We start from the raw sequence: 12273 nt of genomic DNA on the forward strand, positions 1-12273 counted from the left end.
AATGGAAAACAATCAAGAATTTAAACTTATCGACGGAACCTTTTCTGTAGAAGATGCGGACAGAGTACTAACTACATTACTAAACTACAAAATCGATTATCATAACAGAGAAGATTTTAGTAATCATATTCGTTTTAATAAAGACATTGAACATTCTAAAAAACGTATTCAAGAACTTACAGAAACCAAAGAACAAATTAAAAATCTTATTCAAAATTCAAAATCGGAAGATATAAAGTTTGTGATAAAAAGTACTATTTCAATTGAGTTAGAAAAATAAAATGTTTGAAGAAAGAAAGCTTCTTATTGCAACAAAACATCAGAAGGAATTAGTAATTGCACCTTTGTTCTGGGAAGAATTTAGAAATTACTACTTCACTTCTGATGCCTTTGACACTGATTCGCTAGGTACTTTTTCTGGTGAAATAGACCGAAAAGAAGATGCGCTATCAACATTAAGAGAAAAATGTATCATAGCAAATAAAGCCACCAACTGTGATTTGGTTGTTGCAAGCGAAGGTTCTTTTGGAGCACATCCAACACTATTTTTTGTACAAGCAAATGAAGAGTTTATGATGCTTAAAGATTTTAAAAACGATATTGAAATTGTCGCAAGAGAAATTAGTTTGGAAACCAATTTCAATGGGAAATTAATAACTAATGAAGCCGATTTATTAGAATTTGCTGAAAAAGTAAATTTTCCAAGTCATGCCATAATTCTAAAACCAGAAGAAAAGAATTTTTCAAAAATATTCAAAGGGATAAATACAAAGGATGTTTTGCTAAAAAGTTATAATGAGTTAAAACAAGAATTCAATAGCGTTTATGCTGAAACAGATATGAGAGCCATGTTCAATCCAACTCGAATGAAAGTAATTGAACAAGTAACTCACAAATTAATTGAAAAAATTAAAAGTTTATGTCCGAGATGCTCCTTCCCTGGTTTTGATATTGTAAATGCTATGCCAGGTTTACCTTGTGAAAATTGTTTATTACCTACTCGATCTACATTAAGTTATTTATACCAATGTAAAAAATGTTGCTATGAAAAAGAATTACATTATCCGAGAGGAATAAAATTTGAAGACCCAACTTATTGTGACAACTGCAATCCTTAAAAATAATTATGATACAAATATCCACAGACATATTAAAAGCCAAAGAAATTCTCGAAAATGAAAATTTAGTTGCCATACCTACTGAAACCGTTTATGGTTTGGCAGGAAATATTTACAGTGAAAAAGCAATAAACTTAATATTTAAAACCAAAAATAGACCTTTCAATAATCCTCTAATCGTTCATATACACTCTAAAGAATTATTAGAAAATATAGCTCAAGAAGTTCCTGAAAAAGCTAAAAAATTAGCAGAAGCTTTTTGGCCAGGTTCGCTAACCTTAGTTTTAAAGAAAAAAGAAAATATTCCACACAATATTACAGCAGGAAAAGAAACCGTAGCAGTGAGAGTTCCAAATCATCCACTAACTTTAGAATTGTTAAAACAACTTGATTTTCCATTAGCTGCACCGAGTGCAAATCCGTTTGGTTCCATAAGTCCAACCACTTCTAAACATGTTGTCGATTATTTTACAGATACTATAGAAATGGTTCTTGATGGAGGTAATTGTAAAAATGGGATAGAATCAACGATTGTTGGTTTTGAAAATGAAAAGGCTATTCTTTATCGTTTAGGATCAATTTCTGTAGAAGATATAGAATCTATAATTGGACCGATTCAAATTGTCAATAAAAATGATAGTTCGCCAAATGCACCGGGAATGCTTTCAAGACATTACGCACCAAATACCAAAACGATATTATCAGAAAATATTGAATATGAAATAAAAAATTATCCAACATCTAAAATTGGAGTTTTATTATTTCAAGATTTAAAAATAAATGATCAAAATATAGAAAAAGAAATACTTTCAAAGAATGGTAGTTTAAAAGAAGCTACTTCCAACCTATATGCCGCAATGCATCGATTAGACAAAAAAGGTTTAGACCTTATTATAACAGAAAAATTTCCTGAAAACGATTTAGGAAAATCAATAAACGATCGCTTAGAACGTGCCACAAAAAAATAAATTAAATGAACTTAAACTTACTCTTCGATAATTTAACCAATCCAGCTTTACTGTTTTTTTTACTTGGAATAATTGCAGTAAAACTAAAAAGTGATTTGGAAATCCCACCAAACTCCTCCAAATTTATTTCTCTTTATTTATTGTTTTCAATAGGGTTTAAAGGTGGACAAGAATTAGCTCATAGTCATTTTAATCTTGAAATTGTATGGTCTGTTTTATTTGGAATTATAATTGCTCTAGCTATTCCAATCTATTCTTACTTTGTTCTAAGGAGAAAGTTTAATGTTTATGATTCTGGAGCTATTGCAGCTGCGTATGGTTCTGTAAGCGCAGTAACTTTTGTAACCGCAGCCTCTTTTTTAGAAATCCAACACATGAGTTTTAGCGGACATATGGTAGCAGTAATGGCTTTAATGGAAGCACCAGCCATTATTGTAGGTGTCATTTTAATTCGATTGTTTGATGACAAAAAAGAGATAAATACCTCAATTTTGTCAATTGTTAAACATTCCTTTACCAATGGAAGTGTTCTACTAATTTTAGGAAGTCTAGTTATTGGTTTACTCGCTAGTGATGAACAAGCAATGGGAATAAAACCATTTACAAATGATTTATTCAAAGGGTTTCTTGCAATTTTTCTATTAGATATGGGAATTGTGAGTGGAAAAAAACTAAGTGATTTTCTTAAAAGCGGTTGGTTTGCAGTAATTTTTGCAATAGCAATACCATTGATTAATGGATGCCTGGTTGCAGTAGTAAGCCATCTTGTAACAAATGATATTGGTAATAGATTTATGCTATCTGTTTTAGCGGCAAGTGCTTCTTATATTGCTGTTCCTGCAGCTATGAAAATAGCAGTGCCTAAAGCAAATCCAGGTCTATTTCTACCAATGGCTTTAGCTGTTACCTTTCCTTTTAATATAACTTTAGGAATGCCACTTTATTTATCAATAATTCAGATAAATAACTAACAGTTAAATTTTGTTTTATACATGTTTTGGTTTGAAAGACTACATTCTAAGAGTGTAGTCTTTCTATTTAAAACTAATTTGAAAATTTTAGTTGATAAACATCATCTAACTCTTCATTAGAACTCATATTTACACCTAGGTCTGTTACATAACCAGAATTTAAACCATAGGTCCAACCATGAAGGGTTAATTCTTGTCCATTTCTCCATGCGTTTTGAACTATTGAAGTTTTCGCCAAATCAAATACTTGTTCTTGTGCATTAACTTCAACAAATTTATTAAAACGTTCCTCTTCATCTTCGATAGTGTTTAGATAGTGTTCGTGCAATCTATAAACATCTTTTATATGTCTAATCCAATTATCAATTAAACCAATAGATTGATTTCCCATAGCTGCTTTAACACCACCACAACCATAATGACCACATACAATAACATGTTTTACTTTCAAAACATTTACAGCATAATCTAAAACACTTAACATATTCATATCACTATGAATTACCATATTGGCAATGTTTCTATGAACAAAAACTTCACCTGGTTTTGCTCCAATTATTTCGTTTGCAGGAACTCTACTATCAGAACATCCTATCCATAATAAAGGAGGTTGTTGTCCTTTTGCTAAATCTTTGAAATATTCTGCATCAATTGCTAATTGATTTTCAACCCATTTCTTATTGTTATCTAGAATTTTTTTATAAAAATCATTACTCATCTGCTCTATTATTTAAATATTATGTTTTTATTTTCAATGGTTTCCAATTTTCTTTTAAGTACGTTATACTTGTGCTCGATAGTTACAGTATTTTGATAACCATCACTATTTTCAAGATTATAACCTTCTTTAAAGCCTACTAATTTAACGATTATATTCAAATCTTTGGCCTTTATTTTTTTGAACTCTCTAATTAAATCTAAAACATCATGAGCAATATACACTGTAGCACTAGCATTAATTACTACTTTTGAATCTTTAGGAATCTTATTTAAGGTATCTTTAATAGCCGATTTATTTAGAAATGAAACCTCTTGAGCTAAATCGATGTGAATGATATCACCTTCATGATAATCTTCAACTTTAAAATTATACGCTCGTTTTGAATTACCTATCAAAATAAAAACAATATTGATAACCATACCGAGTGCTACTCCTTTAAGTAAATCGGTAGCTACAACAGCAATAAAGGTGAATATAAATGGTATAAATTGGTATATTTTATCTTTTTCCCAAAAATGTTTAATTGTTTTAGGATTTGCTAGTTTATAACCTACTAATAACAAAACTGCCGCCAAAGTTGCTAAAGGGATTTTATTCAAAATTGATGGAATTGCTAAAACGCTAACTAATAAAAGTACTCCATGAATTATTGCTGACATTTTTGATTTTGCTCCAGCTGTATTATTAGCAGTAGTTCTTACAACTACAGAGGTCATTGGTAAACCACCCAAAAGTGAACTTAAAATATTACCTATTCCTTGTGCTTTTAATTCTACATTAGTATTGGTGTATCTTTTTTGCGCATCCATTCTATCTGATGCTTCAATACACAATAAAGTTTCGATAGAAGCAACCACTGCAATTGTGATGGCAACAATCCAAACTTTTGAATTTGATATTGCAGTAAAATCTGGTGTTACAATAATATTCTTAAATTCTTCTAAAGTTGTTGGAACAGGTAAACTAACCAAATGCTCTTTTAAAATTACTAAATTACTTCCCGATTGAATGAAAAATTCATTTAGTAAAATACTAACAATCACAGCAACTAATGCAGGTGGAACTAACTTAATTTTCTTTAAAAAATCTACTTTATTCCATAAAATCAATATTGTCAAAGAAATTAATGCTATTATAATCGAACCTATTTGTACATGATTAAAAACCTGAAAAATTTCAGAAAAAGTATTTTGTCCATCCGGTTGAAAAAAAGATTCGTCACCTTCAAAATCTGGATCATAACCAAATGCGTGAGGAATTTGTTTTAGAATAATGATAACACCAATTCCGGCAAGCATTCCCTCAATAACATTATTTGGAAAATAGTTAGAAATTGTTCCTGCTTTTATAAATCCAAGGATTAATTGAATTATTCCAGCTATTAAAACCGCTAATAAAAAAGCATTAAACGAACCTAAATCAGTAATAGCTGTTAGGACTATTGCTGTTAAACCTGCTGCTGGACCAGAAACACTTAAATGAGATTGGCTTAAGTAACCAACAACAATTCCTCCAATAACACCCGAAATAATACCTGAAAATAAAGGTGCTCCACTTGCTAATGCAATTCCAAGACACAATGGCAACGCCACCAAAAAAACCACTAAACCTGAAGCAAAATCAGATTTAAGGTTAGCAAAAAGGTTGATTTTTTTTGTCATACCAATAAATAAATTTAATACATGAAGTAGCTTCCAAACAATTTGAAAACGAAAAGTCGAGATGTATTAAACCAATTCTGGCGGTGGTGAGAATATTTCTTCAGCAACATTGTCATGATGTGACAAGTTTTCAGAAACAATTTTAGAATTCAACTTGATTTTTGAATCTAAAAATGGATAAACAAATTGTTGTTTTAAATCAGCTTTGATTTGTTTTAAATCTTTGTGAATTTCTTCTTCTGCAAAGCTATAAAATAAAGACACGTCAGAATTCTTTTCAATCAACGTTACTACAGTAGGCATTGATAGAAAAGTGATAAAAAGAACCATTAAAATTCTAGCTACTGACTTCATATTGCAAAAGTAGCTTTTCAGACAGATAAATGAAAAGCTATTGTAAAAAATTTAACAAATAAATAAAAAGATTTTATTATATGTTATTTCATTTTAATAAAGAGAAAATTGATAGTATAAATTAATCTTATAGTTTTTATATTTGCATCAAATTTTATTATACAATGACAATTACCCAACTTCAATATGTTTTAGCTGTAGCTGAATATAAGAATTTTACACTTGCTGCAGAAAAATGCTTTGTTACACAACCTACTTTGAGTATGCAAATTCAAAAAGTAGAAGACGAACTTGACATTCAAATATTTGATAGAAGTAAAAAACCAATACAGTTGACCGAAATTGGTCATAAAATTGTAAATCAGGCAAAAAATATTGTTAATGAAGCCGATAGAATTCAAGACATTGTTCATCAACAAAAAGGGTTTATTGGTGGTGAGTTTAGATTAGGTATAATACCAACAATTATGCCTACGCTTTTACCAATGTTTTTGAAAAATTTTATCAAAAAATACCCAAAAGTTAAGCTGATTATTGAAGAATTGAATACTGATGACATTATTTTTAGATTGAATAATGGTCATCTTGATGCCGCAATTGCTGCTACACCTTTGAACGAAGAGAAAATTAAAGAAGTGGTGCTTTATTTTGAGCCATTTGTAGCTTATATTCCTGAAAATCATGAAAATTTTTCTAAGAAGGAAATTGAAATTTCAGATTTGAATTTGGATGAAATCCTTTTACTTCAAGACGGTCATTGCTTTAGAGATAGTGTTTTAAATTTATGTAAAAACAACACTAACTCTGAACACAATCATTTTCAAATTGAAAGTGGAAGCTTTGAAACATTAATAAAACTGGCAGATGAAGGCTTAGGTACTACGCTGCTTCCTTATCTACATACGTTAGATTTAAAGGAAAAAGATCAAATAAAATTGCGTCAGTTTAAAGAACCAAAACCAGCAAGAGAAGTAAGTTTAATTTATCCGAAAAACGAATTAAAAATTCACATAATTGATGCTTTAAGATCTTCAATAAGTGGCGTTGTAAAAGGAGCTATAGCCTTTCAAAATGTTCAAATTGTAAGTCCAAAAGCTACAAAATAAAAAAAAGGAGTTAGCAAACTCCTTTTTTTTATTTTATGGTTTCTGTTATACATTCTTGCAAATGAGGCTTGTTTGTAGTGAAATAAGACAACCAATTTTGCAACAAGTCAATCTCATAAGGTAACAAGCTATTCACTGCTTTTTTTAACTTCCTTCTAAAAAGGCTAGGATCAATACTTACACTCTCTAATTCTGACTTAGTGTAATCGTAAATCATTCTTGGCATAAGAAAAAAATTAGTAGGTTAATATTCTATAATAGATTTGGGAATCATAATGTAAACTTATATAGTATATTTTAATTAAACAAATAAAATTGTAGTTTTTTATCGATTAAATACATTTTATTGCGATTAAAAACATTTTAAAAAGTTTTTAAAAGATAAATCTTACAAAAATTTAGTTCCTCATATTGTCTTAAAAATAACTTGAGAGACATTAACCCTACCTTATAAAACAAAAAAAGGAACCGTTTAAGTTCCTTTTAGTTTTATTTGTTCATAATCAGTAAACATTGCCTTAACTCTGGCTTTTCTTTAGTGAAATTGAGCAACCACTCTGTTAGTTGTTCGATTTCATAAGGTAAAAGCATTCTGACTGCTTTGTCTAATTCTTTGCAGAAAAGTATAGTATCGAAACTTACTCTTTCTAACACGGATTTAGTGTAGTCATAAATCAATCTTGACATAATTAGTGGTTAAATTGTTAGACTTTTAAATCACAGATTTAATAAGAACGTAAATATTGGGTTTTTAGTATTATCAAAATTAAATTATTTTTAAATACAAAATAAAAATAATACGTTAAATTTTTGTAGCTCGTAACATCTCTCTTTTTCCTGGAGCACCTGGAAGTTTTTCAACTTTAAAACCACATTCAAGCATAGCGCGTTTTATTGAACCTCGGCAAGCATAAGTTACTAAAATACCATTGGTTTTTAATGCTTTATACATTTTTTGAAAAATCTCCAACGACCACAATTCTGGTTGAACTCTAAATCCGAAAGCGTCAAAATAAATTAAATCAAAAGTGTTTTCATCTACAATATCTTGAAAGAATTGCTTTCTTTTGGTTAGTGAAAAGTTATCTGAAATTACATCTTTTTTTTCCCAATCACATTCGTGCATTTTACTAAAAATATTCATTTCATTGGAAGCATCTAATTCGGAAACATAATTCATTTGTAAAGCTTCTACAACTTCAACAGGATAAGCTTCTACTCCAACATAATCAATAGTTTGATTACTTTTTTTCGCTTCTAAATAAGTTATAAATGCATTTAAACCAGTACCGAAACCAATCTCTAAAATTGAAATAGAATTTCCTTTAAACAAAGAAAATCCGCTTTGAATGAAGACGTGATAAGCTTCTTGAATTGCACCATGTTTAGAGTGATAACTTTCATCCCAATCGGGTAAATGAATGGTTGTTGAACCATCAAATGTGGTAAGAATTTCTCGTTTCAAAATTACTTAATATATAATTTCTTAATCCTTGGAATTGGTCCACCACATTTCCCTTGATGGCAAGTTACACAGGCATCAACACCTTTATTAAAGTTCTCTTTTACATTTTCTGTATCCGAATAAATTAATTTTTGAGCAACAATGTATTTATCTGCATTTTCTTTAAAGAAAGCATCATTATCACTTGGTGTTGTGAATTCAGCGGAATAAATTTTATTGAAAAATTCCGGAAACTTTCCAACGGTATCTCCTTTAATAATTCTTAATCGCAATTGTTGATTGTGAGCATACATTTGTTCCATAAGCGAAGCCATTTCTGACATTTCATACATCTCAAATTTCTTTTCTTTTGTAGCATCAGTAGCACAGGCTTCTTTATCTTCAACTTTTTCTGTTTGCTTATTCTGACAAGAAATTAATAGCAAAACAGAAAACGATAGTATCAAAAATTTCTTCATTCTATATTATTTCTTTATAAATACTCCAGTTGCAGTAAAGGAATAAGTAATTTCTGGTTTTTTAATTTTATTAATTTCTGCTTGAGATTTCCCAGCATCTTTTGCATAATGTTTCAATTCTTCAACTGATACAACATCAATAAACGCAACACCATTGACAACAACTTCACTACCATCGGCATTAAGTGGTACAAAAAAACCATAATCTTTAAACTTTACAAATGCAGATTCTCCGTTACCTAAATCTAATTTCATCCAACATCCTTTCTTTTTACAAACTGAGTTGATTTTAGTAACAAATTTTACAGCAATAGAATCACCTTTTTTCAATGATTTATATTTCTTGAACATTTGCTCTTTAGTAATCACTTTGTTTAACTCAAATTTATCTCCAAAAGAAGCATAATCATTTGAATTTAATGTCGTTTGCTTTTTTGCTTTTTTAGTTGCTTGTTGCGCATTTACGTTTAAACCAATTGAAACGAAAGCAACTAATAATAGTAGTTTGAAATTTTTCATTTTTTATAAATTTATTTTTAATTATTAATTTAAAATTTAATGTCAACAAAATTAAGCAGTTTTAACGATATTTTCATATTAATTACTATTTAAAATTCATTAGTTGATAACATCAATAAATAGTGAATAAATAAATTTTGAAGGCAACTAATTCAATCTATTTTTTTATTAGTTTAGCAAAACTAAATAACATTTAATTATTTTTTATAACTAACTTAAAAACAATTAATTATAAAAATAATTAAGAAATAAACTCACACTAAATGACTTTAAACAACACTATCGAAATCGATATAGTTAAAGCTTCATCGTCAAAAATTGCATCCGTAGATTTTGAAAACTTAACCTTTGGAAATATTTTCACAGACCACATGCTAATTTGTGATTTCAAAGATGGCGTATGGCAAAAACCAATTATCACACCTTATGAACCTTTTTTAATAGATCCTTCAGCTAAAGTTTTTCATTATGGTCAAGCCATATTTGAAGGAATGAAAGCTTACAAAGATGATAATGATGATGTTTGGTTGTTTCGTCCTGATGAAAATTTTAAACGTTTCAATAAATCTGCAAAAAGAATGGCAATGCCCGAAGTTCCAGAAAATGTTTTCATTGAAGGTTTGAAAACTGTTGTCGATTTAGATAGAGAATGGGTTAAAAAAGGACTTGGAAACACGTTATATTTAAGACCTTTTATGATAGCTACTGGTCATGGGGTAATTGCACAACCGTCTAGTGAATATCGCTTTATGATTATTCTTTCACCAGCAAAATCTTACTATTCTGGTGAAGTAAAAGTGATTATTGCGGAACATTACAGTCGTGCTGCTAATGGTGGAATTGGAGCTGCAAAAGCGGCAGGAAATTATTCAGCACAATTCTATCCAACGAAATTAGCTAACGAAAAAGGATACCAACAAATCATTTGGACAGATGATGCAACACATACCAAACTTGAAGAAGCTGGAACCATGAATGTTTTCATTAGAATAAATGATACCTTATTTACAGCTCCAACAAGTGAACGAATTTTGGATGGTGTAACTAGAAAAAGTTTAATCGAATTGGCGCAACGTGACGGATTGAATGTTGAAGTCCGTTCCGTATTAGTTGAAGAATTAGTAAATGCTGCCAAAGACGGAAGTTTGAAAGAAATTTTTGGTGCAGGAACAGCTGCTGTTGTAAGCCCAATTGTAGCTTTCGCCTACCAAGGCACAGAATATCAATTGCCACAGATTGAAAATTCTTTCGCATTACAATTGAAAGAAGATTTGACTAAAATTCAGTATAAATTGGCAGAAGATACTTTTGGTTGGACAGTTAAAGTATAGTGTTCAGTGTTCAAAATTAAAAAAGCGATTATAAAAAAAGCGATTTTCAAAATTCGAAAATCGCTTTTTTATTTTATTATATTTTAAACCAATTGTGAACCATTTCTTTTTCTAAATGAGAGGCAATTTTATGAACAAACTCATTGCTTTTTCCATTATAAACATAATCCTTTTCCCATTCCTTGTGATTTTTTGCTAACTCTTTGATACTATCACAAACAAACCTAATCTCTTCTGATGTTGTTGTAGGATGAATAGACATTCTAATCCAGCCTGGTTTTCTTATTAAATCACCAGAAGTTATCAAACAAACCAAATCACTAGAAGTTTCCTTATCAACATGCAACAAGAAATGGCCGTAAGTTCCTGCACAACTGCAACCACCACGAGTTTGAATTCCGAATCGATCATTCAATAATTTTACTCCTAAGTTATAATGTAAATTATCGATATAGAATGAAATTACTCCTAACCTATCTTGATGTTCTTTAGCTAAAATCTTAATATTTTCAATAGCTCCAAGTTCTTCAAATACATAATCAACAATTTCATGCTCTCTATCCAAAATATTTTGAATACCCATTTTTTCTTTCAATTGAATGGCCAAAGCTGTTTTGATTACTTGAAGAAAACCTGGCGTTCCACCGTCTTCTCTATCTTCAATATTGTCAATATATTTATGTTCTCCCCAAGGATTCGTCCAACTTACAGTTCCACCACCAGGGCAATCCGGAACACTATTTTTGTACAAATTTTTATTAAAAACCAAAACACCCGAAGTTCCTGGACCACCAAGAAACTTGTGTGGTGAAAAGAAAATAGCATCTAAATAACTTTCTGAATCTTCTGGATGCATATTAATTTCAACATAAGGTCCAGAACAGGCAAAATCAACGAAACAAACACCATTGTTCTGATGCATAACTTTAGCAACTTCATGGTAAGGCGTTTTAATCCCTGTAACATTAGAGCAAGAAGTAATTGAAGCAATTTTGAAATTTCTGTCTTTATATTTATCCAAAAGGAGTTTTAAATTTTCAATTGAAAATAATCCATCTTCGTTTGCAGGAATAATTTCTACATCTGCAATGGTCTCCAACCAAGAAGTTTGGTTAGAATGATGCTCCATATGAGAAATAAAAACTACTGGTTTCAATTCTTTAGGAATGGTCGTAAATTCTCTTATATTTTCTGGAAGTTTTAAACCCAAAATACGTTGAAACTTATTTACAACGCCAGTCATTCCGGTTCCTGTATTAATTAAAATATCATCATCGGTTGCATTTACGTGATGCTTTATGATACTTTTTGCTTCATGATAAGCCATTGTCATCGCTGTACCTGAAATTGTAGTTTCTGTATGCGTGTTGGCCACAAAAGGTCCAAAATCGTTCATTAATTTTTCTTCAATAGGTCGATATAATCTTCCACTTGCAGTCCAATCAGTGTATATAATTTTCTTCTTACCAAAAGCAGATTCAAACTCTTGATCAATTCCGATGATATTATCTCGAAACTGTTGAAAATAAAGTTCTAATGCTGTAGTAGTTTCTGTTGAAGTCATTGCGTTTAATTTGTGTTCAAATATACGGATTTTTGAC

General features: G+C 30.1%; 15 protein-coding genes. 6 read left to right on the forward strand and 9 right to left on the reverse strand.

Features of this window, described 5'->3' with window-relative positions; translation table 11 throughout:
• The first annotated feature begins 1 nt into the window (after position 1).
• Genes ABD771_RS00630 through ABD771_RS00645 form a run of 4 tightly spaced genes read left to right on the forward strand, consistent with a single transcriptional unit; the run spans position 2 to position 3057 of the window.
• Positions 2–280 carry a hypothetical protein gene (locus tag ABD771_RS00630; RefSeq protein WP_345089147.1) on the forward strand — a complete coding sequence of 93 codons (279 nt, stop codon included), beginning with the start codon at positions 2–4 and terminating at the stop codon, positions 278–280.
• Between the two features lies 1 nt (position 281).
• Positions 282–1118 (forward strand): DUF6671 family protein, encoded by an 837-nt coding sequence (locus ABD771_RS00635; RefSeq protein WP_345089149.1) that lies wholly within the window; start codon positions 282–284, stop codon positions 1116–1118.
• Positions 1119–1126: 8 nt separating this feature from the next.
• Complete coding sequence (locus tag ABD771_RS00640) at positions 1127–2086, forward strand: L-threonylcarbamoyladenylate synthase (RefSeq protein WP_345089152.1); 960 nt, start codon at positions 1127–1129, stop codon at positions 2084–2086.
• A 5-nt stretch (positions 2087–2091) separates the two neighbouring features.
• Positions 2092–3057: a sodium-dependent bicarbonate transport family permease gene (locus ABD771_RS00645; protein WP_345089155.1), complete on the forward strand. Its 966-nt coding sequence runs from the start codon at positions 2092–2094 to the stop codon at positions 3055–3057.
• 73 nt (positions 3058–3130) lie between these two features.
• On the opposite strand, the gene can is transcribed toward ABD771_RS00645, so the two are convergent.
• From can to ABD771_RS00660, 3 genes are all read right to left on the reverse strand, one after another.
• Positions 3131–3775: a carbonate dehydratase gene (can, locus tag ABD771_RS00650; protein WP_345089158.1), complete on the reverse strand. Its 645-nt coding sequence runs from the start codon at positions 3773–3775 to the stop codon at positions 3131–3133.
• A gap of 8 nt (positions 3776–3783) precedes the next feature.
• Positions 3784–5439: a SulP family inorganic anion transporter gene (locus tag ABD771_RS00655; protein ID WP_345089161.1), complete on the reverse strand. Its 1656-nt coding sequence runs from the start codon at positions 5437–5439 to the stop codon at positions 3784–3786.
• Positions 5440–5505: 66 nt separating this feature from the next.
• Complete coding sequence (locus ABD771_RS00660) at positions 5506–5793, reverse strand: hypothetical protein (protein WP_345089164.1); 288 nt, start codon at positions 5791–5793, stop codon at positions 5506–5508.
• Positions 5794–5957: 164 nt separating this feature from the next.
• Here ABD771_RS00660 and ABD771_RS00665 point away from each other — a divergent pair, with 164 nt between their 5' ends.
• Positions 5958–6899 (forward strand): LysR substrate-binding domain-containing protein, encoded by a 942-nt coding sequence (locus ABD771_RS00665; RefSeq protein WP_345089167.1) that lies wholly within the window; start codon positions 5958–5960, stop codon positions 6897–6899.
• Between the two features lie 28 nt (positions 6900–6927).
• Here the strand turns inward: ABD771_RS00665 and ABD771_RS00670 are convergent, their stop codons facing one another.
• From ABD771_RS00670 to ABD771_RS00690, 5 genes are all read right to left on the reverse strand, one after another.
• A complete protein-coding gene (locus ABD771_RS00670; protein ID WP_345089171.1) occupies positions 6928–7125 on the reverse strand; it encodes a hypothetical protein in 198 nt (65 codons plus the stop codon).
• A gap of 263 nt (positions 7126–7388) precedes the next feature.
• Positions 7389–7586 (reverse strand): hypothetical protein, encoded by a 198-nt coding sequence (locus tag ABD771_RS00675; RefSeq protein WP_345089175.1) that lies wholly within the window; start codon positions 7584–7586, stop codon positions 7389–7391.
• A gap of 115 nt (positions 7587–7701) precedes the next feature.
• Complete coding sequence (gene mnmC2 / locus ABD771_RS00680) at positions 7702–8364, reverse strand: tRNA (5-methylaminomethyl-2-thiouridine)(34)-methyltransferase MnmC2 (protein ID WP_345089178.1); 663 nt, start codon at positions 8362–8364, stop codon at positions 7702–7704.
• A 2-nt stretch (positions 8365–8366) separates the two neighbouring features.
• The gene (locus ABD771_RS00685; protein ID WP_345089181.1) at positions 8367–8822 is read right to left on the reverse strand and encodes a hypothetical protein; all 456 of its coding nucleotides are present in this window, start codon (positions 8820–8822) and stop codon (positions 8367–8369) included.
• 6 nt (positions 8823–8828) lie between these two features.
• On the reverse strand, positions 8829–9341 hold the full coding sequence (locus ABD771_RS00690) for a DUF4920 domain-containing protein (protein ID WP_345089183.1): 513 nt from the start codon (positions 9339–9341) through the stop codon (positions 8829–8831).
• A gap of 263 nt (positions 9342–9604) precedes the next feature.
• Between ABD771_RS00690 and ABD771_RS00695 the strand changes: the two genes are divergently transcribed.
• Positions 9605–10672: a branched-chain amino acid aminotransferase gene (locus ABD771_RS00695; protein ID WP_345089186.1), complete on the forward strand. Its 1068-nt coding sequence runs from the start codon at positions 9605–9607 to the stop codon at positions 10670–10672.
• Positions 10673–10748: 76 nt separating this feature from the next.
• On the opposite strand, the gene ABD771_RS00700 is transcribed toward ABD771_RS00695, so the two are convergent.
• Positions 10749–12236 (reverse strand): aminotransferase class V-fold PLP-dependent enzyme, encoded by a 1488-nt coding sequence (locus tag ABD771_RS00700; RefSeq protein ID WP_345089189.1) that lies wholly within the window; start codon positions 12234–12236, stop codon positions 10749–10751.
• Between the last annotated feature and the right edge of the window lie 37 nt (positions 12237–12273).

The organism is Flavobacterium chungnamense (assembly GCF_039539165.1).
Lineage (GTDB): Bacteria > Bacteroidota > Bacteroidia > Flavobacteriales > Flavobacteriaceae > Flavobacterium > Flavobacterium chungnamense.

What these genes read in the sequence shown, in the direction of transcription:
- ABD771_RS00665 (WP_345089167.1), top strand. Translation starts at nt 5,958, where the DNA reads ATGACAATTACCCAACTTCAATATGTTTTAGCTGTAGCTGAATATAAG.
- ABD771_RS00695 (WP_345089186.1), top strand. Translation starts at nt 9,605, where the DNA reads ATGACTTTAAACAACACTATCGAAATCGATATAGTTAAAGCTTCATCG.
- ABD771_RS00630 (WP_345089147.1), top strand. Translation starts at nt 2, where the DNA reads ATGGAAAACAATCAAGAATTTAAACTTATCGACGGAACCTTTTCTGTA.
- can (WP_345089158.1), bottom strand. Translation starts at nt 3,775, where the DNA reads ATGAGTAATGATTTTTATAAAAAAATTCTAGATAACAATAAGAAATGG.
- ABD771_RS00660 (WP_345089164.1), bottom strand. Translation starts at nt 5,793, where the DNA reads ATGAAGTCAGTAGCTAGAATTTTAATGGTTCTTTTTATCACTTTTCTA.
- ABD771_RS00645 (WP_345089155.1), top strand. Translation starts at nt 2,092, where the DNA reads ATGAACTTAAACTTACTCTTCGATAATTTAACCAATCCAGCTTTACTG.
- ABD771_RS00700 (WP_345089189.1), bottom strand. Translation starts at nt 12,236, where the DNA reads ATGACTTCAACAGAAACTACTACAGCATTAGAACTTTATTTTCAACAG.
- ABD771_RS00685 (WP_345089181.1), bottom strand. Translation starts at nt 8,822, where the DNA reads ATGAAGAAATTTTTGATACTATCGTTTTCTGTTTTGCTATTAATTTCT.
- ABD771_RS00640 (WP_345089152.1), top strand. Translation starts at nt 1,127, where the DNA reads ATGATACAAATATCCACAGACATATTAAAAGCCAAAGAAATTCTCGAA.
- ABD771_RS00635 (WP_345089149.1), top strand. Translation starts at nt 282, where the DNA reads ATGTTTGAAGAAAGAAAGCTTCTTATTGCAACAAAACATCAGAAGGAA.
- ABD771_RS00690 (WP_345089183.1), bottom strand. Translation starts at nt 9,341, where the DNA reads ATGAAAAATTTCAAACTACTATTATTAGTTGCTTTCGTTTCAATTGGT.
- ABD771_RS00655 (WP_345089161.1), bottom strand. Translation starts at nt 5,439, where the DNA reads ATGACAAAAAAAATCAACCTTTTTGCTAACCTTAAATCTGATTTTGCT.
- ABD771_RS00670 (WP_345089171.1), bottom strand. Translation starts at nt 7,125, where the DNA reads ATGCCAAGAATGATTTACGATTACACTAAGTCAGAATTAGAGAGTGTA.
- ABD771_RS00675 (WP_345089175.1), bottom strand. Translation starts at nt 7,586, where the DNA reads ATGTCAAGATTGATTTATGACTACACTAAATCCGTGTTAGAAAGAGTA.